General features: G+C 44.7%; 21 protein-coding genes and 1 riboswitch. Of the genes, 7 read left to right on the top strand and 14 right to left on the bottom strand.

Annotated elements, in window-relative coordinates; translation table 11 throughout:
• Positions 1-31: 31 nt before the first annotated feature.
• The 4 genes from CA598_RS03450 to CA598_RS03435 form a co-directional block, all read right to left on the bottom strand.
• Positions 32-1,234: a glutathionylspermidine synthase family protein gene (locus CA598_RS03450; protein WP_094875394.1), complete on the bottom strand. Its 1,203-nt coding sequence runs from the start codon at positions 1,232-1,234 to the stop codon at positions 32-34.
• Positions 1,231-1,917 carry a hypothetical protein gene (locus tag CA598_RS03445; protein WP_094875393.1) on the bottom strand — a complete coding sequence of 229 codons (687 nt, stop codon included), beginning with the start codon at positions 1,915-1,917 and terminating at the stop codon, positions 1,231-1,233. The genes CA598_RS03450 and CA598_RS03445 overlap by 4 nt, the downstream gene beginning before the upstream one ends.
• A 27-nt stretch (positions 1,918-1,944) precedes the next feature.
• On the bottom strand, positions 1,945-2,160 hold the full coding sequence (locus tag CA598_RS03440; RefSeq protein ID WP_042192779.1) for a hypothetical protein: 216 nt from the start codon (positions 2,158-2,160) through the stop codon (positions 1,945-1,947).
• A gap of 67 nt (positions 2,161-2,227) precedes the next feature.
• Complete coding sequence (locus tag CA598_RS03435; RefSeq protein WP_256990335.1) at positions 2,228-3,583, bottom strand: MFS transporter; 1,356 nt, start codon at positions 3,581-3,583, stop codon at positions 2,228-2,230.
• A 268-nt stretch (positions 3,584-3,851) separates the two neighbouring features.
• On the opposite strand from CA598_RS03435, the gene CA598_RS03430 reads away from it, so the two are divergent.
• The 3 genes from CA598_RS03430 (at position 3,852) to CA598_RS03420 (ending at position 7,624) form a co-directional block, all read left to right on the top strand.
• Entirely contained in the window at positions 3,852-5,018 is a 1,167-nt protein-coding gene (locus CA598_RS03430) for a sugar diacid recognition domain-containing protein (RefSeq protein WP_094868382.1), read from the top strand.
• A gap of 159 nt (positions 5,019-5,177) precedes the next feature.
• Positions 5,178-6,446 (top strand): GntP family permease, encoded by a 1,269-nt coding sequence (locus CA598_RS03425; protein WP_094868383.1) that lies wholly within the window; start codon positions 5,178-5,180, stop codon positions 6,444-6,446.
• Between the two features lie 41 nt (positions 6,447-6,487).
• The gene (locus CA598_RS03420; RefSeq protein ID WP_094875392.1) at positions 6,488-7,624 is read left to right on the top strand and encodes a glycerate kinase; all 1,137 of its coding nucleotides are present in this window, start codon (positions 6,488-6,490) and stop codon (positions 7,622-7,624) included.
• A 172-nt stretch (positions 7,625-7,796) separates the two neighbouring features.
• On the opposite strand, the gene CA598_RS03415 is transcribed toward CA598_RS03420, so the two are convergent.
• From CA598_RS03415 to CA598_RS03405, 3 genes are all read right to left on the bottom strand, one after another.
• Positions 7,797-9,116: a nucleobase:cation symporter-2 family protein gene (locus CA598_RS03415; RefSeq protein WP_094875391.1), complete on the bottom strand. Its 1,320-nt coding sequence runs from the start codon at positions 9,114-9,116 to the stop codon at positions 7,797-7,799.
• Positions 9,110-9,724: a xanthine phosphoribosyltransferase gene (locus CA598_RS03410; RefSeq protein ID WP_094868386.1), complete on the bottom strand. Its 615-nt coding sequence runs from the start codon at positions 9,722-9,724 to the stop codon at positions 9,110-9,112. Before CA598_RS03410 ends, CA598_RS03415 begins: the two co-directional genes overlap by 7 nt.
• Before the next feature lie 172 nt (positions 9,725-9,896).
• Positions 9,897-10,000, bottom strand: a riboswitch (purine riboswitch).
• A 118-nt stretch (positions 10,001-10,118) separates the two neighbouring features.
• Positions 10,119-11,066, bottom strand: a complete 948-nt coding sequence (locus CA598_RS03405) for a sugar-binding transcriptional regulator (protein WP_094875389.1) — start codon at positions 11,064-11,066, stop codon at positions 10,119-10,121.
• Positions 11,067-11,219: 153 nt separating this feature from the next.
• Here CA598_RS03405 and CA598_RS03400 point away from each other — a divergent pair, with 153 nt between their 5' ends.
• From CA598_RS03400 to CA598_RS03390, 3 genes are all read left to right on the top strand, one after another.
• The gene (locus tag CA598_RS03400) at positions 11,220-12,188 is read left to right on the top strand and encodes a Gfo/Idh/MocA family protein (RefSeq protein WP_094875388.1); all 969 of its coding nucleotides are present in this window, start codon (positions 11,220-11,222) and stop codon (positions 12,186-12,188) included.
• Positions 12,189-12,423: 235 nt separating this feature from the next.
• Positions 12,424-13,632 (top strand): MFS transporter, encoded by a 1,209-nt coding sequence (locus CA598_RS03395; RefSeq protein WP_094868389.1) that lies wholly within the window; start codon positions 12,424-12,426, stop codon positions 13,630-13,632.
• Between the two features lie 58 nt (positions 13,633-13,690).
• Positions 13,691-14,533, top strand: a complete 843-nt coding sequence (locus CA598_RS03390; protein ID WP_094875387.1) for an aldo/keto reductase — start codon at positions 13,691-13,693, stop codon at positions 14,531-14,533.
• Positions 14,534-14,609: 76 nt separating this feature from the next.
• Here the strand turns inward: CA598_RS03390 and CA598_RS03385 are convergent, their stop codons facing one another.
• From CA598_RS03385 to rlmN, 4 genes are all read right to left on the bottom strand, one after another.
• Entirely contained in the window at positions 14,610-15,539 is a 930-nt protein-coding gene (locus tag CA598_RS03385; protein WP_094875386.1) for an AEC family transporter, read from the bottom strand.
• Positions 15,540-15,689: 150 nt separating this feature from the next.
• Entirely contained in the window at positions 15,690-16,169 is a 480-nt protein-coding gene (gene greA, locus CA598_RS03380) for a transcription elongation factor GreA (protein WP_042131553.1), read from the bottom strand.
• A gap of 217 nt (positions 16,170-16,386) precedes the next feature.
• Positions 16,387-16,674 carry a DUF6509 family protein gene (locus CA598_RS03375; protein WP_094875385.1) on the bottom strand — a complete coding sequence of 96 codons (288 nt, stop codon included), beginning with the start codon at positions 16,672-16,674 and terminating at the stop codon, positions 16,387-16,389.
• Between the two features lie 78 nt (positions 16,675-16,752).
• Complete coding sequence (gene rlmN, locus CA598_RS03370) at positions 16,753-17,823, bottom strand: dual-specificity RNA methyltransferase RlmN (protein ID WP_094875384.1); 1,071 nt, start codon at positions 17,821-17,823, stop codon at positions 16,753-16,755.
• Positions 17,824-17,979: 156 nt separating this feature from the next.
• Between rlmN and CA598_RS03365 the strand changes: the two genes are divergently transcribed.
• Complete coding sequence (locus CA598_RS03365) at positions 17,980-19,041, top strand: endonuclease/exonuclease/phosphatase family protein (protein WP_094875382.1); 1,062 nt, start codon at positions 17,980-17,982, stop codon at positions 19,039-19,041.
• 23 nt (positions 19,042-19,064) lie between these two features.
• Here CA598_RS03365 and CA598_RS03360 read toward each other — a convergent pair whose 3' ends face one another.
• The 3 genes from CA598_RS03360 to CA598_RS03350 form a co-directional block, all read right to left on the bottom strand.
• On the bottom strand, positions 19,065-20,360 hold the full coding sequence (locus CA598_RS03360) for a polysaccharide deacetylase family protein (protein ID WP_094875380.1): 1,296 nt from the start codon (positions 20,358-20,360) through the stop codon (positions 19,065-19,067).
• A gap of 5 nt (positions 20,361-20,365) precedes the next feature.
• Complete coding sequence (locus CA598_RS03355; protein WP_094868396.1) at positions 20,366-21,088, bottom strand: hypothetical protein; 723 nt, start codon at positions 21,086-21,088, stop codon at positions 20,366-20,368.
• 177 nt (positions 21,089-21,265) lie between these two features.
• Entirely contained in the window at positions 21,266-21,928 is a 663-nt protein-coding gene (locus tag CA598_RS03350; RefSeq protein ID WP_094868397.1) for a glycosyltransferase, read from the bottom strand.
• Positions 21,929-21,974 lie beyond the last annotated feature (46 nt).

Raw genomic sequence — 21,974 nt, 5'->3', positions numbered from 1 at the left:
CTCCGATTCGGGCTTTCTTGCTCTTATCCAATTATCTCACTCCCAACGCAATAAAATGACTGGCATTGCCTGTAATCAATCCGCCCGCTCGGCCGAGCAACCCACAAGGCTCCCCGTTAATCACGAACATGCCTGTCAGCAGATGAAATTCACCCTTTGAAGTCGTTATCCGTGCTAAATCGGCTCTTTTTTGATACACAGTGGGGAAGAGCTGACTACTGTCATAACCGTCTTCATCTTCAAGCTCTAGCGCACCGCTATCATCAAACATGCGCACCGAACCCCCTTCACGACCAAAAACAGATTTGGACACAAAGTTCCCTGAGAATACAGGCTTATTATAAGTAGGTAAAATATAGCGCGAGATCGTCTCCCGCTCTTCCTTGTCGAATAACAGGCCCAGCTCATACATTCCCCACACCGCTGCAACCAGCCCCTTGGATTGGAGCAATATACTGTGAGGACCATTAAAGAGCTGAAGATTTCCTTGCTCTACCGCATAGGCGAGGGCATCCCCGCCTTCATCAACAGCCATCCACTCTTTAGGATATAAGGCGAACATCCGCTCAATCACGCGGTCTTCCCCATCCTTGAGAATTCCATTATCGACCCATAAATCAAGGCAATCCACACACTGGATATCGAGACCACTGTGAATCACTAATGCTTCGATCGTACCTGAATCTTCAAGATGAGACCCATAAGCGACACAAGCTGCCGTATCCGGACGTTCCTCCTGCCAGGCTGCCGCAACCTGTTCCTTCATCCCTTGATTAGGACTCTGCATTCCAGCTTGCTCACAGATCCATGGTGTAGCTATCGAGGCTTCCACATAACCTGTTGGGGTATCCGCATTCAGTTCGAGCAACTTAATCGTCCCGTCATGGGCTATGGCAAAGTCGAATCTGGCATACCGACTAATGAATCCTTCTTCTGGCATCGGACAATCGTCAAGCATCTCCCAAAGTACAGGGGGAATCCCAAGCAGTTCATACAAATCGCGCTTTAGATGAACATAGCGAACCGCTTTATCGAGGATATCCCAAAGTTTTGATGAGGCTTCTTCAAGCTCCTTATAAGTGTCCCTGTGCATTAGAGCAATCGCATCCAACCAGTACTCTTCATCCTCAAGATCCGCCCAAGTGAACCCAAGCTCATACAACGCTTTGACCCGCGGACCTCTTTCAAGCTCAGACTGATCTAGAATTTCAAATACACTCTGCTGCTCACTCATCCGCCAAAACCACTCTTACTTGAGCCTGATCTCGAAGAGGACTTCGATCCTGAGCTGGATTTAGAGTTCTTCGATGAGTTTAATCCGCTGGAAGTGCCACCGATTCCATTTTTTGAAGAAGAACCTCTTCTCGTAATGGAGCCTGTGGAGGAAGTCGATGTTTTGGGCTTTACAACAGAACCCGGAACCTTCTTATTCTGGAACTTCTCACTGTTATAGGTAGGTGGCTTATAAGTTGTTCTCGTGCCTCCATAATAAGTTGGGCGGTCCTTAGACCATCCTCTGGAAGAGTAATTGCCACCACTGTTAAACAGCATGTGATACAGCAGCAAGTCATCCCATCCAAAACCTGAATGATATCCACCATAGTTATTCACTACCGTCGTTCCATTATTGGTTACAACACCTTGGCCTTCCTGTTCTACCTCTTGTGCACCTTCCGGATATGGAATATTCCAATCCACATTTTTGTCAAAATAGGCTTTAACCTCTTCGGTAGACCAGGACACTAGCTGTGGTTCATCTCCAGAAGTATTTGCGCTAGCCCCTGCGCCGCCAGGAATAAACATAGCATTCGCTAACAAAGCTATGCCTAGCGAAGTAGATAATACTCGAATGGGCTTACCCTCAGAGGTGAATAATTTGGATACCGCTAATTCCTTATCCTTTTCATCTTTAGACATCGTAAGGTTCTCCTTCCCTTATCTCAATCATTCGTTGTGCATCGGAACAAGTAAAAGCTCCAGCTTACCTTCATCTACATTCAGCCGTCCTTCAACCGTTTCATATTCAACACTGCCAACCACAATATAATTGACATGCTCTAGTGCTGCGATCATATTCATGCTCCACGTGCGTTCCTCAATGACTCGCAGCCCGCCTTCCGGCATTTTTTCAAATAAGATTACATTCATCCCATTGTCCATTATTACCATTCCTTCCTTAGTTCTGCTATAGCATCTGATACGTCTTTATTACCTTTTCGTTTCAGTTCTAGGCGTGCGTAGACTGCCCAGCCTTAATCTTGGCGTTAGAACGTCTATATAAAAGAAGAATTCCTAACGAGCACAAGCTAACGAGGAACAACACGCCGTATACATGCTGATATGCTTTTGCAGGGGAGATATCACGCTGAGCATGCAGTAAAAGCCCGCAGACTGCAACAGATACAGAGCCTCCGAAGAATTGAACCAGTTGTAAAAGCCCCATGCCAGAACCAATCCAAGTCCTCGGAAGAACGATAGAAGCTTCATTATTTAAGGATGCCATCGTAGCTGAGAAGGCGGGAGAGAAACATAGATAACCTAGCAGTAGTACTTTAGGTGATACAGAAAGATTCATAGCAAACACAGCCATAACGACTGCAAGTATACAATGTCCAATCAATAAGAAGCGGATATTACCGTAACGATCAATAAAACGTCCCACATACCGGGTCAGAAATGCAGATAATAGCGCTCCCGGTGCGATATACAAACCAATCATCAGCGCTGATTTACCGAACAGATTAGCGAGCGCTAGCGGCATCAGGAACAGGTTCCCCAGGTTCAGCACCAGAATACAAAAGCCTACGGCAACCAGTTTCAAGTAACCTGGCATGGCAAGCAGCTGCGGATTAATGAATGATTCCTTGGCCTTCTTCAGATGTACGGCATGCACGATAATAGACGCTACACCCACCGCTAGCCATACAAGCGACTGGGTAGTTACAGCTACCAGTAAACTTGCCGCATTTACAACGGTCAGCGCAGCTCCCAGGATGTCAAAGCTTGCAGGCTGTGGCTTTTCCTTAGGCAATAACCGCAGCAGCACCGGCAGCACGATAAGCACTAGGCAAGTAATTCCGAACAATCCATTCCAGCCAAAGTACTGGCTGATCACGCCTCCGACAATAGGACCTAAACCAAAGGCCATTGCACTACCCGCCGAGATCATCGCAATAGCAGCGCCGCGTCTTTCAATCGGAACATAGCGGCTGGCCAGTACAAGCCCCAATCCTGCCATAGATCCGGCGCCTGCAGATTGCACGATTCTCGTAATTAATAGCATATTAAAGTCATGTGCGAACAATCCAAACACTGATGCCGTCCCAAGCGTAATTAAACCAATGGTCAAGAGCTTGCGAACCGGCACCAAGTCGGATAACCGGCTATAAATCACCGTCGACAACGCATATCCAATCGAATAGCTGGAAATGACCCATGAGCCTAGGTCAGCAGAAATTTGGAGATCCTGAATAATAGATGGAAGCGATACATTAAACATCGTTGTGTTCATCACTACAATAAAGAGGCACATCGTCCATAATGGCATGACAATTTTATCATTCATTACTACTTTCTCATTCATTCCTACTCCATCCCTGTCCTAATTTATCTATACCTGCTCAACTAATTTTATGCCTATAAAAAGAGGTTGGCAATTAGAATAGGGGTTTATTTCCGCCACATCATTCCACATACCAGTTCGATTATGATCTCCATTCTCCGCAATATATACTAGTAGTGTTTCAATCAAGCTCATCTTGTGCTAATGATAAGATCTTAAAGGTATATTATATCGCGCATGAAATTAACAAGGACTCGCATAGAGACTTTCTAAATAGGGGGTAGTAGCCATGAGGGGCTTGACCAAAGAAATCGCGATGGAAATTGTTCGACGTACGATGCATGTGATTGGGTACAACGTCAATGTTATGGACAAGCGAGGACGAATTATTGGATCTGGAGATGGTAAGCGATTAGGGCAATCACATGAGGGAGCATTACTCGCGATCGAGCGTCGTGGCAGATTCGAGATTGATCAGGAGAGCGCTGCTAGATTGCAGGGGGTATTGCCTGGAACGAACCTGGTTATTGAGTTTGAGAATGAGATTGTTGGTGTTATCGGGATTACAGGGGACCCCAAAGAAGTGACGAAGTATGGTGAATTGGTGAAGATGACGGCAGAAATGTATCTTGAGCATATGAAGCTGTTAGAGCAGGCACAATGGGACAAACGAATGAAGGAGAATTTCCTGCTCGCGGTGATGAATGGCGCTGAGGCGAACGTGCAGAACTTGCGACATCAAGCACAGCAGATTGATTTTCAAGTGGATAAGCCACATATCGCATGCATCATTGAATTCATTGATCGTAATGAAGAGGAGCTCATGGTGACAATGAAGCGGGTAGCTGATGTATTGGAAGGACGCCCGGCTGTTCAATTGATTACCATTCGTAATGCCAGACAAGTTATTCTGATCAAGGACCATCTCCACGAGCGGAAGCCACATACAGATATATGTGAAGGCATTCACCAGATAAGACGTTGGTTAGATGTAAAGGAGATTTCTCCACTACGTATCGCTGTAGGCAAACCTTTTACAGGGATTCAAGGGATGATGAAGTCCATTCAATCCGCAGAAGATACGATGCGTGCAGGCTATGCAATATATCCGGATGAGCCGGTTTATTATGCAACGGATCTGCAACTGGAGACGATGGCCGTTCCAAGTGTGCAGAATTGGATGTCGGAGGAGCTGCTGCAGCTATGGGCGCATTTTATGGAGGAGGATCGTAGTGGCGAGCTTCAGCAGACATTAGTTCTATTTTACCTCGAAAATGGAGAGCAACAGCATATAGCTGAACGACTGCGTATTCATCGGAATACCTTACGTTACCGACTCCAGCGTATAACCGAGCTCACAGGGAAAGATCCAAGAAATTATCAGGAGCTATTCCTACTCATGAGTGCGCGTTGGTTATATTTGTTGGATCATTCTGGTATGTCCCGTGATGAATAGGAGGTAATATGTTCATTTGCACAAAAAAAGACATTAACCATTGCGAAATGTTTATTTGTCCGCCTAATGAAACGCTTACAAAATATCGCTAAAGTATAGGTATGAGCTCAAACCACATATCTACCTATACATTCTGTGTAAAACTGGGAGGAATTACTCATGACAGTGAGTGTAAGCGTTTTAGGTGCTTTAGCTGCATTGGTTGTGGCAATCGTTCTAATATTGAAAAAAGTACCGCCAGCCTACGGCATGATGATTGGTGCGCTAGTAGGTGGTTTAATCGGCGGTGTGAGTATGGTGGATACCATTACGCTGATGATGGATGGTGCCAAAGGGATGATTCCTGCCGTGCTTCGTATCTTGGCAGCAGGTGTGTTAGCAGGTGTATTGATTGAATCAGGCGCGGCGAAAAAGATTGCAGAAACGCTGGTTCAGAAGGCCGGCGAGACACGAGCATTACTCGCATTAGCCTTAGCAACAATGGTTCTTACAGCGGTCGGTGTATTCGTGGATGTAGCAGTTATTACTGTAGCGCCCATTGCATTAGCTATTGCACAACGTGCAAATCTTTCGAAATTGGCAATCCTGATCGCTATGATTGGTGGCGGGAAGGCCGGTAACATCATGTCACCAAACCCGAATGCAATTGCAGCATCAGATGCACTTCACATTCCATTAACCTCGTTGATGGTAGCAGGTATAATTCCAGCCGTGTTCGGAATTATCGTAACGTACTTCATCGCAAAGCGTTTAAACAATAAAGGTAGTAAGGTCGAAGCCTCTGAGGTGACGAATAATCCGAATGAGCAGCTTCCAAGCTTCTTCACAGCCTTTCTAGCTCCACTTGTAGCCATTATCTTGTTATCCCTTCGTCCAATTGCAGGCATCGTCATCGATCCAGTAATCGCACTTCCAGTTGGAGGTATCATAGGCGCCATTGCAATGGGAAGATTTAAGAAGTTAAATGAGTTTGCTATATTTGGTCTTGGTAAAATGACTGGTGTAGCCATCATGTTAATCGGAACAGGTACACTAGCTGGTATCATTGCGAATTCGCAATTGAAGGATGTTATTATCGATGGTCTTACGGCATCTGGCCTACCGGCATATTTGCTTGCTCCAATCAGTGGTGCATTAATGTCTCTTGCAACAGCATCGACAACAGCAGGTACAGCCGTAGCGAGCTCTGTGTTCGGCTCCACCATCATGGGACTTGGCGTAGCTTCGCTAGGAGCGGGGGCAATGATTCACGCGGGTGCGACTGTATTCGACCATATGCCTCACGGTAGCTTCTTCCATGCAACAGGTGGTAGTGTGAACATGCAGATGAAAGAACGTCTCAAATTGATTCCCTATGAAACTGCAGTTGGTCTAACACTAGCCATCGTATCGACATTAGTATTCGGTGTATTCCAATGGTTTGTATAACAAGTATTGGAGCATGAACAACACAAAAGGAAGTGGAGAGCATGAAGTTTGTATTGGCGCCAGATTCATTTAAAGAAAGTATGACCGCAATGGAAGCCTGTGAGGCCATAGAACGAGGACTCCGCTCCTCTTTTCCCGATGCAGAATATATTAAGGTTCCGATGGCGGATGGCGGCGAAGGTACGGTTCAATCGCTCGTCGATGCGACAGGCGGACGAATTGTACAATGTAACGTAACAGGGCCGCTTGGTCACCCTGTGAATGCATTTTATGGCATTATGGGAGATGGAAAAACCGCGATTATCGAAATGGCAGCTGCTTCTGGACTTGAACTTGTAGCGAAGGAAGATCGTAATCCGTTGATCACCACAACAAAGGGTACCGGGGAGCTCATCGTTCATGCGCTGAATGCAGGCGTACGTTCCATTATTATGGGTCTCGGTGGCAGTGCGACGAATGATGGTGGTGTAGGCATGGCACAAGCACTTGGATTCCGCTTCTTGCGAGAAGATGGAACGGAGATTGGATATGGTGGAGGGTCGCTGAGTGAAGTTACTCGTATTGATAGTGCTCATATAGATCCGAGGCTTCAAGGTCTCCAGGTAGTAGCTGCATGTGATGTGGACAATCCGTTAACTGGGGAGCGTGGAGCATCCGCCATCTTCGGCCCGCAAAAGGGGGCAACACCTGAGATGGTGAAGCAATTGGATGCAAATCTTGCACATTTCGCAAACATCATTGCACGCGATCTCGGTAAAGAAGTGAACGATACAGCAGGTGCCGGTGCAGCAGGTGGACTAGGTGCTGGCGTGATGGCCTTCCTAGGAGCCCAGTTGAAGCGAGGCGTAAACATCGTCGTCGATGCCATGAATCTTGCGGATAAAGTGAAAGATGCGGATTATGTCATCACAGGTGAAGGTGGGATGGATAGCCAAACCGTCTATGGCAAAACACCGATTGGTGTTGCCAAGGTAGCACAAGCCGCTGGTGTACCTGTTATTGCCTTAGCGGGTTCTCTAGGTACTGGCGTAGAAGCTGTGTACGAGCATGGTATTGATATGTTCTTCTCCATCGTTCCAGGGGTTTGTACGCTTGATAAAGCGCTCACCGATGCTTCCTTCAACATGGAGCGCACCGCGCGTAATATAGGGATATTAATCAAACATAGTAACCGTTAATCGTTTCTGGAGAAAATATAAGGATTTTTTTAAGCGTGGAATAATATATTATTATATTTAAAAAAAGATCTGACCCGTGCATGAAGCCGGGTCAGATCTTTTATTTCGTTTTTGCAGGTAGTCTAGGTTTGTACTTCACCTAGTCTGAGCCTTTTCATCAATCCAATAAAGTTTAGGAGACTTGAGACTCCTTAGTAAGAACGGGTACGGTGTTATCCTTTACCTGCACATCATCCTTTGTCTTCGAGAGGAAGATGTTCAGCACAATCGCTGTAAGCGAACCAGAAACGATACCGTTTTGCAGAAGCATCCGAGCGAATTCAGGCAATTGGTCGAACATCGCAGGCACAGTTGCTGAACCCAAACCAACAGCGATACTACAAGCGGCAATTAGCAGATTGCCATCCTTACGCAGATCTACCTCTGACAGAATCGACATACCGGAGACAGCAACCGATCCGAACATCACGATCATCGCTCCACCCAGAACGGCATCAGGGATAACCGTCGTCAGAGCCGCCAATTTAGGCAACAATCCCAGTACAACCATAATCCCGCCAGCGGCAAAAATAACATTACGAGTTTTGACCCGAGTTAGTGAAACCAAACCTACATTTTGCGAAAATGCTGTGTACGGAAATGCATTAAAGATCCCGCCCAGCATAATCGCCAATCCTTCCGAACGCAGGCCGTTTACGATCTGCTTTTGTTCCACTTTCTGATCCGTCACTTTACCAATCGCAAAGTAAACACCTGTGGACTCCACCATACTAACAATATTAACAATGATCATAGTAAAAATAGCCGTAAGATTGAACTGAGGCCATCCGAAGTAGAACGGCTGTGCAACACTTACCCAAGAGGCTCCACCTACTGTAGAGAAACTAACAATGCCCATTCCGTAAGCAATTATTGTGCCGACTAAAAGACCTATCAAAACAGAGACCGAGCGAAGAAATCCTGTAGTAAAACGGTTAACCGCTAGAATGACCAGTAGCGTGATCAGTGCAAGCAACAAATTGCGCGGATTTCCAAAATCAGCATTGCCTTCTCCACCAGCTACGCTATTCATAGCTACTGGAATAAGAGATAACCCAATAATGGTCACGACTGAGCCCGTTACTATCGTTGGGAAGAACCTCAGCAGCTTCCCGTAAAGCGGGGCCGCCAGTACCACGAATAGACCAGATAAAATAATTGCTCCGTACACAGTTGCCAGATTGTTGGCACTGCCAATAGCGATGATCGGGCCTACTGCCGTAAAGGTACATCCAAGAATAACTGGTAACCTGCTGCCAAAATACTTAGTACCCATAATCTGCAGCAAAGTAGCTAACCCGCAAGTAAACAAATCAGCTGCGATAAGATAGGCCATTTGAGTGGCATTCAGGTTCAGTGCGTTCCCTACGATCAGAGGAACAATAACTGCTCCGGCATACATCGCCAATACATGCTGAAATCCTAACGCAAATACTTTTTTCTTGCTTAACATCCCGCACTCTCCTTGATTTTCTCTAATGAGCTTTCATTATCAATGAAGTGAATTTCACCTGGTGACATAGATGCAATACGGGCCAAGGCATGGACTTCTATGCCTCTGTTCTCCAGAAGGCTCCGGCCTTCTTGGAAGCTCTTTTCAATCACACAACCGACACCAAGGAGCTCTGCTCCAGCCTCTTTCACGATATCAACCAGTCCTACAAGTGCAGCACCAGTAGCGAGGAAATCATCCACAATAAGCACTTTGTCATCCGGTCCAAGATATTTCTGAGAGACGCTGACCAGATAGTCCTCTTGGCGTGTAAAGGAATGTACAGGCGCTGAATAGACCGCCTCCGCGAGGGTGACTGCTTTCTTTTTCTTCGCATAAATAAACGGTACACCTAATGCAATCGCAGTAGCCATGGCGAACTGAATTCCACTAGCTTCAATAGTAATTACTTTTGTGATCGGTTGATGACCGAACAATTTTTTGAACTCTTGACCGATTTGCAGCGCAAGCTCCGTATCGACCTGATGATTCAGAAATGAATCTACCTTTAGTACCGTATCTGATAAAATAAGACCCTCTTGTCTAATGCGCTCTTGAAGTACTTTCATCGTGAACTGATCTCTCCTTCTTCATTAAAAAAACAAAAAAAGGACAAATCCCTTGAGTCGTTTCTCTCAAGTGAATCTGTCCTTCTGGGCTTTTGTCCCTTAGTGGTGTAACACTGCATAGTGTCCGCATCGCTCGGTCCAGACCTTTCCTCCAAAGAAGAAAGCGGAACCCTAGATGCGCTATTTCACTCATAGTCGGATAATTACGATGGTTATCCGGTAGAAACTTATGGGCCATATTCCCAAGATTATATGAGTTTGTTGTTAATGTTCGATATGAATACCTTGTATATCTTACACGCTCTGTCGGGTGCTTACAAGCAAAATTTTCAGTATTCCGCATACCATTTTCAGGTTATTTTCACGAAATTCAATGGTTTACATTTAGTAGTGGTTACTCCAAGATCTTCTGCGCCGTCTCTTCAGTTGTTACGAGTACATTCATATACCCGCCATTCAGCGCGCCCAAGATCCCCGAGACTTTCTCTAGCGATTCCGCTACACCAATAGCGTACCTCGCCCGCTTAATCTGCTCCAGCTCTATGGTCAGCGTTCGATCCGATATTGCTGTACGCACAGGCAATCCATTGCCATCATAGAAACGTGAGCAAATATCACCTGCTACTCTCCCGCTCTCCAGCTCATCAATCACAGCATCGCCATAAAATCCACGCCAAGCCTCTTCACCTTTAATTTCCGGTGATCCAATGCCGAATACAGCGATGTCCAGCTGATCCCATGCCTTGGCAATGGTCTGGTAATACTGCGAACGCATCAACTGATCCCGGGTCTCCTTTTGCTCCGTGATAGCTGGGACGTCAATCATTAATGAGCGTGCACCCCACTTTAAAGCTGCTTGATAGCAGATATTATTTACATGGTATCCGCTCTCCATCTTTCCAGATGGACCGCCCACCGTAGGTACACAGGTTACAAAAGGTCTCTGTGCGAGGGTCAGATTCTCTACAACCGCAGCTAAGCTGCTTCCCCAAGAGAAGCCTATCATATCTTTTGGTTGAAGCACTTTCTCCAGCCATTTTGCACAAGCCCGTCCAATAGCTTTGCGTTTGATCACCCCGGATTGGGCTGGATCTACCTCTACAACAATGGCTTCCTTCAGCCCGAATCGTTCTTTCAGTTCCTGCTCCAGTGTACAATGATCGCCGATATCATAATTGATGGTGATCGTAACGATACCTTCTTCACGGACTCTCTTCAGCATCCTACTAATGGTAGTGCGATATATGCCAAGTTTATTCGAAATTTCACTTTGCGTTAAATTCTGCTCATAATACATTTGTGCAATCTTAATGAGCAGCTTCTTGTCCTCTTTTCGATCCATGATAGTACTCCCCGCTTTCTACAAGGATTTGACGGATTCAGAACCCCTCGTTATACTGTAGACGATTATTTTTGCACACTTTTTATTATATTGCACAAATGTGCTATATATCAATTTTTTAATCAAACAATCAAAACAGGAGAGGTGCTATCCATGAACAATCTGAAATGGGCCATCATCGGCCCGGGAAGTATCGCTACTGAATTTGCGGCTGCTCTAAATGACATCGGTGGAACTTTATATGCGGTAGGATCACGGACCTTAGAGAAAGCCCAAGCGTTCGCAAGCCAATATGGAGCGGAGAAGGCTTATGGCAATTACAGCGAAATGCTGCAAGATCCTGAAATTGATGTCGTCTACATCTCAACACCACATAGTAACCACTACGAATACATCATAGAAAGCTTGCAGAATAACAAACATGTCCTCTGTGAAAAGGCGATCACCGTAAATAGCAAACAACTACAGGAAATCGCCGAGCTTGCTAAACAAAAAAGCTTAGTCGTCGCAGAGGCGATGACCATCTACCATATGCCACTGTACAAAAAGCTACGGCTAATCATGGATGAAGGTAAGATCGGACGCCTCAAAATGGTGCAGGTCTCCTTTGGCAGCCATAAAGAATATGATGTGAACAACCGTTTCTTTAGCAAAGATCTGGCGGGCGGAGCACTGCTGGATATTGGGACGTATGCCTTATCCTTCACAAGATTCTTTCTGTCCAAACAGCCATATGAGATTCTTACGACGGTGAAACGTTTCGAGACAGGTGTCGATGAACAATCCGGAATCATTCTGAACAATGATGCGGATGAAATGGCAGTCATCTCCCTTACGATGCGCTCCAAAATGCCTAAACGCGGCATCGTTGCTGGAGAACTTGGCTTTATTACCGTAGACAATTTTCCGCGGGCCTCTACAGCTACAATTCAATATTTAGATGGCACCCTAGAAACGATTGAAGCCGGCGATACTTCCAAAGCGCTGCAATACGAAATCGAGGATATGCAGCGCTATATCACGGCAAACGGCAACCAGGAAACCCTCAAGCTCTCCTTAGATGTCATGGAGATTATGAGTAATGTTAGAGAACAATGGGGAATCAAATACAGCTTCGAATAACAAACTGAACACAATAGATCAATCATCAAAGCGTTGGTACTCCCTTCAACTGAAGGAGACCTAACGCTTTTTTGCGGATAATTTCCCAGGAATGGATGACAATATCCTTAGGTGATTTCTTATAGGTACTTTTTAGTACCTATAGCACTTTAAAGTACGTACTATACTTAAATGACTCATGCCTTCATAATTGCACTTACCGGCCGGTGATTATCAGAGTGTAGGAGTGAGAGACATGTTGTTAAACCAAAAAAGAAGTACCCTGGCACTCCTGGCTTTAGCCATTAGCGCCTTTGCGATCGGAACCACCGAGTTTATCAGTGTAGGGCTGCTGCCTTTAATCGCTGATGACCTGAATATACCGCTGACCACAGCTGGATTAACTGTTACTTTGTACGCTTTAGGGGTAACCTTTGGCGCCCCAATCTTAACGTCGCTGACCACCGCGGTATCGCGCAAAACATTATTGCTTATCATTATGATTGTATTTATTATCGGCAATAGCCTTGCCGCGGCTGCCGACAGTATTACAATTCTGCTAATAGCTAGAGTAATATCTGCCCTTTCGCATGGTCTGTTCATGTCGATTGCTTCGACCACTGCCGCCGACCTCGTGCCTGAGAATCGTAAAGCCAGTGCTATTGCGATCATGTTCACAGGACTTACCGTAGCTACTGTTACTGGTGTGCCACTGGGTACCTTTCTAGGGCAACAGTTAGGCTGGAGGGCTGCATTCATTGCCATTATTGCCATCGGTCTTATAGCGCTCATTGGCAACCTGTTCTTGGTCCCTGCCACAGGACTGCGCAAAGGAACCCGAACACCGCTTCGTGAACAAGTCAAACTCGTGACGAACGGACGGTTACTACTCGCCTTCGCAATCACTGCTTTAGGGTATGGAGGTACCTTTGTAGTCTTTACTTATTTATCTCCACTTCTTAATGAAATCAGCGGTTTCAAAGAGAGTACCGTTGCCATCATTCTTCTTGTCTATGGTATAGCGATCGCCATCGGCAACGTCATTGGAGGCAAATTAGCTAACCGTAACCCTATGAATGCCCTGTTCTACATGTTTGCTATACAAGCTGTTGTACTGTTCGTCTTAACCTTTACCGCTCCCTTTAAAGTGGCTGCACTACTTACGATTTTCTTTATGGGTCTGTTAGCCTTCATGAACGTACCTGGGCTACAAGTACACGTAGTTACACTTGCAGATCGATATGTACCGAGTGCGCGAGATGTAGCATCTGCGCTGAATATTGCTGCTTTTAACGCCGGTATTGCCATTGGGGCCTATCTTGGCGGTATCGTCACGGATCATATGGGACTGATTCATACCACCTGGGTGGGTGCTATAATGGTTCTATCCGCTGTATTCCTAACCGCTTGGAGTCGTGCGCTGGAGAAGAAAGATGAGACTCTTCTCCAGTCGGAGGCTGCTTAATCAACCTTGCATTAACATACCAATCAAACTTTTAAATATCTCAGGAGGTAATTTTATTATGGCTCAACATCTACAGGACACAACTACATTACACAACGGGGTAAATATGCCTTGGCTAGGACTCGGCGTATTTAAAGTTGAAGAAGGCTCTGAGCTGATCCAAGCAGTCAAATCTGCTATTGCACATGGCTACCGCAGCATCGACACAGCAGCGATTTACGACAATGAGACTGGCGTAGGTCAAGCAATCAAAGAAGCTTTGCAGGACAACAACCTGTCCAGAGAAGAGCTCTTCGTAACTTCAAAGGTCTGGACTGCAGATATGGGCTACGAAGAAACCATTGCCGCCTACGAGACTAGCCTAGCTAAGCTTGGACTTGAATACCTTGATCTATATCTTATCCACTGGCCTGTAAAAGGAAAATATAAAGAGACATGGAGAGCACTTGAAACCTTGTATAAAGAGGGACGCGTAAAAGCGATTGGGGTCAGCAATTTCCAGATCCATCATCTTGAAGAGTTGATGAAGAATGCGGAAATTAAGCCGATGGTAAACCAAGTAGAGCTCCACCCTTATTTGAGTCAGCAAGCACTCCTTAGCTTCTGCCAGGAACAAGGAATTCAATTGGAGGCTTGGTCTCCATTAATGCAAGGGCAATTGTTGGATCAGCCTGTACTGAAACAAATAGCAGCTAAACACAGTAAATCCGTAGCTCAAGTGATTATCCGTTGGGACCTGCAGCGTGGAATTATTACTATTCCAAAGTCTATTAAAGAGCACCGGATCATCGAAAACGTAGATGTGTTTGATTTTCTGTTAACAGAAGAGGATATGAATCTAATCAACGCCCTGAACCAAGATCAACGGGTAGGTCCTGACCCTGATAACTTCGACTTCTAAGAGATCAACCACTAGGTTAAGTAACAGTAAGAAAGACCCTATCTTTCATTTCTGAAAGATAGGGTCTTTTTTGTCTTTACGCACCTTGCACTAGCACAATAAGGATCGGCAACACAAGAAACGAAGCAAGCGTCGTCCATAAAATACATTTGGATACCAGCTCTGGAGAGGCTTCAAATCGCTCCGCTAATACCACAGCGTTGACGGCAACTGGCATGGAGGCCAGAATCAGCAGTACAGAGAATAAAATACCATCCATATGCAGAATAGATAATCCGAGGTATGCCACTAGTGGAGCTAAGATTAATCGAATGATCATCCCTGTCCAAAAAACAGACTGGCCCTTGCGTTCAGATGGCATGGTTCGTACTTTGACCATCTGTGCTCCCAGAATCGCCAGTACGACTGGTGAATAACCTCCGGCAACCATGGAGACCCCTGTAGCAAGCTCAGAAGGTAAATGCAGGTCAAATATTCTAAGAAAAAGTGCTAGCATAGCTGCATAGATGGCAGGAAGAGAGAACACGGACTTTACAGCATTTTTCACCGAGAACTGCGATCTAGCCGCAAAATAAATGCCCACAGTATTCACGATAATCATCTGCCCAATCACATACACAGAAGCTTTATCGAGCCCAAGCTGTCCGAAAGCCAGCAACACCAAGGGAAGTCCATAATTCACACTATTCGTAAATGTCGAGACCAGAGTCAATCCCGATATTTCAGAGGGGCCGAGCTTCAATAATTTCCCGATGATATTTGCAATCGCCCATAAAAAGCACAGATTTAGCAGCGAAAAGGCTAGCGTCTTGTAAATATCATCCATAGAAATTTCGGCCGTAGCCAGTGTATTAAGAATAATAGCCGGCGTTAAAAAGTATAAATAGAGCGTCAATAACGGCTTGGTATCCAGATTCTTAAACCGTCCAAGCAGTGCACCGACAATGACTGGAATGGATAATGGCACGATGACTTGATACAACGTTGTTAACACGCTCTGGATCATGAACAGTACTCCTCTGCTCTAAGTTAATCTAAACTATAAGCGCACCTTAGCAAGACGTCTAAGATATGAAATCAATATACACAATAGCCATTACCTATAATTAAAAAAATCCCAACCCCTGAGACGGAGTTGAGACTTTTTTATCAAGTGTTACATCATTTTGATTTCAAGCAATTCATATTTGATGATACCCATCGGTGCGTTTACACTAACGATATCCCCGACTTTTTTACCCAGCAATTCCTTGCCCAGCGGACTTTCATAGGAAATCTTGTTGTTTAGGACATCTGCTTCAGCGGCCCCTACAATTCTATATTCAATCTTCTCGGAGTATTCGATATCGTTCAGGGTAACGATACAACCCATACTAACCTTTGACAGATCCATCTGACTCTCATCTACGATCTTGGCTTTGGTCAGCATTTTCTCCAAAATCATAATACGAGTCTCCATGAACGATTGGTCGTCCTTGGCCGAATGGTACTCGCTATTTTCCTTCAAGTCTCCATAGCTGATCGCCAATTTGAGCCGTGCTGCCAATTCCTTGCGCCCTGGGCCCTTCAATTCCTTCAGTTCTTCCTCTAATTGAGCCAATCCTTCTTTGGTCAAGAACACTTCTTCATTAGACATGTATACAACTCCTATTTTGGATGCTTTATAATAGTTTAACCTATATTTCACATTCATGCGACAAGCATAAACGCCTTCGGCGTCCTTGTAAGGACAGCAAGCGTTTAAGCGAGAAATATAAAAATTAAAGTATAGGTGCAAAACCTATACTTTCTTATATTTAAATAAAAATCCCTGCCACAATTGAACATTGGGCAAGGATGTCAATGCTGCATCATTATTCTGGCAAATGCTCTTTACAGAAAAGGAGTAATGCTGCTTCCTCGTCCTCTTCCATATCAAAATCAAGCAACTGACCTGTTGTTGTCTCTTGTAGATCATAACTCACGATGCTTACTTGATCTTCATCCACTTTAATAATCGCCCTAGCAGAAACTCCATTCTCTATAAAGAGCTCATCATCTTCTGGAACATCTAGTTGAACCACGAATTCATACCGTTTACCGGTTAGTATACCAAAAGGATCTTTAACATTCTCCACGTTGTAGCTTGTAAATGTCAACATTGCTCATTCAACCTCTTTTCCTAATACCTGCCACGTCATTGTATCACAAAAAGCTGCGTGAAGGGGTCGCCCCGTCCCTCAAGCCATAGCTTTCGATTTCTTGATCTGTTTGCTTCGCAATTGTCCGCAGGCAGCATCAATATCCACACCATGCTCCAGACGAGTCCTTACGCTGACGCCCTGCTTCTTCAAGGTATCAAAAAAGGCTCGTACGGTCTCCCGCTCACTTCTTTGATATTGACTGTGCTCATCGACTGGATTATAAGGAATCAAGTTCACATTAACGAGCTGGCGCCGGTCGCCGATTAGCTCGGTCAGCTCAAGCGCGTGCTCCTTGCCGTCATTTACATCCTTCATCAGAATGTATTCTAACGTAATTCTGCGATTTGTTTTTTCCAAATAATAATCTATGGACTCCATAAGCTTCTCAATAGGAATGGCCTTGTTAATCTTCATAATCTTCGTCCGCAGCTCATTATTAGGCGCGTGAAGCGAAACTGCCAAGTTCACCTGGGTATTCGCATCGGCAAATTCAACGATTTTGTTAGCAAGCCCACTCGTCGATACAGTAATACCTCTTCCTGCAATGGCTAATCCCTTGTGATCCTTAATAATCGATAAGAAATTGAGCAGGTTCTTGAAGTTGTCGAACGGTTCGCCAATTCCCATGACTACAACGTGACTAACCTTTTGTTCGAGGTTTGCTGCATCCAAATGCTGCTGAACCTTCATAATCTGCTCTACAATCTCACCGCTGCTAAGATCGCGACTCTTCGCTAACAGTCCACTAGCGCAAAAGCTGCAGCCGATATTACATCCAACCTGAGTAGTGACACATACGGACAAACCGTATTTCTGTCTCATGAGTACCGTCTCAATCAGGTTGCCATCCTTCAAACGGAACAGGAACTTAATCGTCCCATCCGCAGACTCCTGCTTCACATGTTCCTCCAACGTGTGGATCACATAGTGCTGCCCCAATAATTCTACACACTCTTTATTTACATCGAGCATTTCCGTGAATTCTGTAATCCGCTTCCGATAAAGCCAATCCCAGACCTGCGTAGCTCGAAATTTTTTATGTCCACGTTCTAACATCCATGCCGCCAGTTGATCAAAAGTTAATCCATAAATGGATTCCATATTCATTCGTTATCCTCTTTTCAAAACATTAAAGTTCAGTCCATCACTACTCATTGTCTCAAATTTTTTTTATTTAAACAAGGGGAGTTGTGGCGAAGCGTCGAAGTTTACATCATTAGAAGTCCGTTCTATGAAATCACATCTGAGGAGAGATCGAATTAAATGAGCTCAACCACAATAAAAATCATCGGTTTTGCCCTTCTAGCTGCCGTCTTAATCTTTGGTGGCTTTTTACTGTATATTACCATTACCGATTATAAGCCGAAGGAGACTACTCCACTAACGGTTAACCATAATCAGGAACAAATGATGAAGCAGGGAGAGCCTTTTGTAATAACAACCTTTAATATTGGCTATGCCGGGCTGGATAGGGGGCAGGATTTCTTTATGGATGGCGGGACCCATTCACGTTCAAGCAGCGAGGAACAAACGAAGACAAATCTTGAGGCAATAGCCTCTCTAATGACCACTTCAGGCTCGGATCTATTCATGTTGCAGGAGGTGGACATCAATTCTTCTCGTAGCAACCACATAGATGAGGTCTCCTTGTTATCGAATACCTTCTCTGATTACAGCAACGTATTCGCAACGAACTACAAGGTGCCTTGGGTACCGATTCCCGTTCTTGATCCGATGGGCTCAGTAAATAGCGGTTTATTAACCTTATCTAAATTCAGTAGCACAAGTAACGTTAGATATGATCTTCCGGGAAAAGAAAGCTGGCCTCGTCAACTGTTTGAACTTGACCGCGCCTTTATGGAGAGCAGATTCCCCGTCGATAACGGGAAAGAACTGATCCTGATCAATCTTCATTTATCAGCCTTTGATCAAGGGGGAACGATTCGTAAGCAGCAATTAGAATATCTTTCTACTTATATTCAGAGAGAGAATGATAAAGGCAATTACCTCATCTTAGGCGGAGACTGGAATCATTCTTTACCGGGCACAACCCCTGAGGCCTTTGAGACTACACAAGCTTGGCCAGAATGGCTACAGCAGTTCCCTGAAGATTTCAAACCGGAGGGCTTTCAATGGGCTGTCGATGCTCAAGTGCCGTCCGTCCGGACACTTGATGTAGCTTATTCAGAAGGTGTAAATTTCCGGGCTGTAATTGATGGCTTCCTAGTTTCACCGAATATCACAATAAGTGGCGTACAAGGCCATGACCTATCCTTTGAACACAGCGATCATAACCCTGTAACAGCTACTCTTATTCTAAAATAAGTCCCAATCATGGATCATTGATGTTATTTAAAAATGGCGAATTTCATGTTTTTCCCTTTTAGATACTGAATGATAGCAGGCAATGCCTCCACGGTAATCTTCTTTTCGTGAAAGAGATAGACTGCACCGGACGGATCAGTATGATGAACAAATTGAATGACGTCTTCTGGGGTCTTTCGTTTCCAATCCTCAGAATCACGATTCCATAACAATACCTTCATCTGCTGTTCTGTCACATTGGCTGCTAACTTATCATTAATCGCGCCGTATGGCGGCCGAAAAACAGTAATCGGCGATTGAGTGATTTGCTCCAATGCCTGATTAGCCTTCGCCAAATTATTCTGATTCTCCTTAACCCCATTGTCGGTCATCTTGCTATGATCCCACGAATGACTTCCAATCGACATCTGATGCTCGCTCGCATACTTAACCGCTTCCACATTACGAGAGACCTTATTCCCTACAAATAAAAAGGTGGCTGCCACCTCATGCTCTACTAGAATATCTACGATTTCTTTCGTATATTTCGACGGGCCATCATCAAATGACAAGGCTACGTAACCCTTCGGCAGGCTATAGGTGTATTTATCCCCGGTTAATTTAATCTCCTCATACCGCTTCATCTGCTCTTGAGGAGGCTCTGAAGGTTCTGGTGAAGGCTTAGAAGTTTCTGGCGTAGGCGCAGGTTCCTCTTGCTGACTAGGGGTCGTTTCTATCTTACCAATAGGGGGAATGAACGGTAGAGAGACCATTTTCTCGATCCCCTCAGCGCTGGTGCCTAGTGAGGGACCTTTCAACCCTTCTGCACGATCCATAACTTGACCACCCATTCGAAGAGACAATACAACTACTAAACAAGAAGCGAGCACAATACTCTGCAGTCCAAGTCTTCCAAACCGTTTTTTGTTTTTCTTTCTTAGCCTACGTGCTGGAGGTATAGAGGGTGATGTCGTTTCAACAGCAATCTCTTCATGTACATGGGGATCGTCTAATTCCTTTAACTGAAGAAGCTGCGATACATAATATTCAGAGCAAGCAAAATACAGGGTTTCGCTGAAGGTCTGGTTCATAATGACCAGTGTGCTGTAGTAACTATTACGAAAAGGATCCCACTTCGGATACAATGACAATCTCATTCTTTCCCCAAAATAGGGAGCCAACGCGTTTAGTTGTTCATATGTAAATTCATCTATGGTTAGCATGCGTCTGGCATACCCGATATCACGGGTTAAACCTATCTCAATCTGATAACCAGCCTGTTCATGCTCAAGCGACAGCAACTCAATCATTAGAACAGCGCTCGGTTCATTCATTGCCATGAATCTTATGTATCTCCGTTGTCTTCATTTCTTCCCGCCAGCGTGCTTCCATTCCCAAAAGGGACGGTCATACGATTGGTAAAATCGCTGATCATACCGGAGAGGTAGGCTTTTTCTTGGCGGATCGTATCGTATTTCTGTCTTAAATGCGCATTCTCAGTTTCAATCCGTCCGAGCTTCTCTTCCAGATCATTCATCTTTTTAAGCTTCTCTGCATGAGCTTCGTTATGCTTTTGGATCAGATTTACATACTTTTGATGCTCCAGATCGATCGTACTTTTTAATTCTTCAATCTCTGCGGTGAGGGTGGTCTGAAGCTCCCGATAATCTTCCAGCACTTGATCGACCTTTAGATTCTTCTCAATCAATTTATGCTCAAGCTCTCGAACGTTCTTCTCTCTTTCCTCAATCACTTTATTGAGATTCTTCATGTCCCGGTTCAAACGTTCAACATGGCTGCTGGAATGCGTCAACCGATCCTGAAGTTCATTAATATTTGTCTCGGCATGCTGTCTGGCCTGAATAATCTGCTCCACGGAGAAGATTAGATCGAGTGATTTTTTATCAAGCGGAGCTTTTCCCGTAGTTACCACTCCTGCTAAAGTCTCGCCAGCGATCTGTTCCTCTACTTCCTCGCCCTGCTCTTCTGATAATTGCACCTTTTGAACCATACCCGGTTTGGACTGCTTATCCACGGAATCTTTCTTTTTAAAAAAGGGAGAAATCATTGATCTTATCACCTCAATTATAAAAAAATGTCAAAAAATGTCGAGTGCCCACGAGTCTATTATAGTTTACTTGCCTTGTCTGTAAGTGAGCCTTTATATCTAACTTTTTGAATTGGATCAAAAGACCTAAATGGTTGCCTATAACAAGAAAAAAGCACCCTTGCGGGTGCTCTGGTTCTAATTGAATTTATCAGGGAATTGTTTAACAATACCCACGGTTAGTAGATCTCCAAACATATTTATATGCTCAAGCCCTTTATCGAAGGCGACGACTTCGGCATCCCAATCCTTTTTAACTCTAGCTGTCACATCATCCGTTATTAGCTCCAAATGTTCATGAAGCATCTCTTTCAATTGTTCATACGAATATTTGGGATTCTGTGCGCTAAGGAACTTTGCAATGTCGTCAGCGTTGTCGTACCACTCTTTATTGTATTTCTCCAAGTCTGACTGATTACCTGCTAGTGCAGCAGCAACTACCTTTCCGGCAATCAGGATATGCTCCCGCAATAATTGAGCTAGCTTATCCCCTACTGCCTTACCGTAATACGGCTTATAAACATCCCCTATCTCCTGCTGATTCTGTAGCAACCTTGCCAGTACCTTCTCTTTATCCTCGGAATTCGCAAAAGCGCTAACTATGTAGTTTTTTGTCCATATCACATGATCGCTCCATAGTTTCCTGAGATTATCCTTAAGCTCTATTACAGAGGGCGTAAAGCATAGCTTGTGTGAGCTCTTTTTCTCTTTAGCTGCAGCATCGGCAGTTACTGGCATTACACTAACCACAAGAAACATACACAGTAAGGTTAGCTTCAATATCAAAAACTTAGTCTTCAATATGACCGATCTCCCTTTAAGGATATTAACTATCTTTTATAGTGTG

Origin of the sequence: Paenibacillus sp. VTT E-133291 (genome assembly GCF_002264395.1) — a bacterium.
GTDB classification, from domain to species: domain Bacteria; phylum Bacillota; class Bacilli; order Paenibacillales; family Paenibacillaceae; genus Paenibacillus_AQ; species Paenibacillus_AQ nitricinens.
The sequence above is the reverse complement of the archived record's forward strand: the minus strand, read 5'-3'. Positions and strand labels throughout refer to the sequence as shown.

Bases quoted from the DNA above. Each gene is read 5' to 3' on its own strand.
- CA598_RS03385 (WP_094875386.1), bottom strand. From the start codon at position 15,539: ATGATCCAGAGCGTGTTAACAACGTTGTATCAAGTCATCGTGCCATTA.
- CA598_RS03450 (WP_094875394.1), bottom strand. From the start codon at position 1,234: ATGAGTGAGCAGCAGAGTGTATTTGAAATTCTAGATCAGTCTGAGCTT.
- rlmN (WP_094875384.1), bottom strand. From the start codon at position 17,823: ATGAATATGGAATCCATTTATGGATTAACTTTTGATCAACTGGCGGCA.
- CA598_RS03360 (WP_094875380.1), bottom strand. From the start codon at position 20,360: ATGGCAATGAATGAACCGAGCGCTGTTCTAATGATTGAGTTGCTGTCG.
- CA598_RS03390 (WP_094875387.1), top strand. From the start codon at position 13,691: ATGGCTCAACATCTACAGGACACAACTACATTACACAACGGGGTAAAT.
- CA598_RS03355 (WP_094868396.1), bottom strand. From the start codon at position 21,088: ATGATTTCTCCCTTTTTTAAAAAGAAAGATTCCGTGGATAAGCAGTCC.
- CA598_RS03415 (WP_094875391.1), bottom strand. From the start codon at position 9,116: ATGTTAAGCAAGAAAAAAGTATTTGCGTTAGGATTTCAGCATGTATTG.
- CA598_RS03400 (WP_094875388.1), top strand. From the start codon at position 11,220: ATGAACAATCTGAAATGGGCCATCATCGGCCCGGGAAGTATCGCTACT.
- CA598_RS03375 (WP_094875385.1), bottom strand. From the start codon at position 16,674: ATGTTGACATTTACAAGCTACAACGTGGAGAATGTTAAAGATCCTTTT.
- CA598_RS03395 (WP_094868389.1), top strand. From the start codon at position 12,424: ATGTTGTTAAACCAAAAAAGAAGTACCCTGGCACTCCTGGCTTTAGCC.
- CA598_RS03430 (WP_094868382.1), top strand. From the start codon at position 3,852: ATGAGGGGCTTGACCAAAGAAATCGCGATGGAAATTGTTCGACGTACG.
- greA (WP_042131553.1), bottom strand. From the start codon at position 16,169: ATGTCTAATGAAGAAGTGTTCTTGACCAAAGAAGGATTGGCTCAATTA.
- CA598_RS03435 (WP_256990335.1), bottom strand. From the start codon at position 3,583: ATGAATGAGAAAGTAGTAATGAATGATAAAATTGTCATGCCATTATGG.
- CA598_RS03445 (WP_094875393.1), bottom strand. From the start codon at position 1,917: ATGTCTAAAGATGAAAAGGATAAGGAATTAGCGGTATCCAAATTATTC.
- CA598_RS03425 (WP_094868383.1), top strand. From the start codon at position 5,178: ATGACAGTGAGTGTAAGCGTTTTAGGTGCTTTAGCTGCATTGGTTGTG.
- CA598_RS03405 (WP_094875389.1), bottom strand. From the start codon at position 11,066: ATGGATCGAAAAGAGGACAAGAAGCTGCTCATTAAGATTGCACAAATG.
- CA598_RS03440 (WP_042192779.1), bottom strand. From the start codon at position 2,160: ATGGACAATGGGATGAATGTAATCTTATTTGAAAAAATGCCGGAAGGC.
- CA598_RS03420 (WP_094875392.1), top strand. From the start codon at position 6,488: ATGAAGTTTGTATTGGCGCCAGATTCATTTAAAGAAAGTATGACCGCA.
- CA598_RS03365 (WP_094875382.1), top strand. From the start codon at position 17,980: ATGAGCTCAACCACAATAAAAATCATCGGTTTTGCCCTTCTAGCTGCC.
- CA598_RS03410 (WP_094868386.1), bottom strand. From the start codon at position 9,724: ATGAAAGTACTTCAAGAGCGCATTAGACAAGAGGGTCTTATTTTATCA.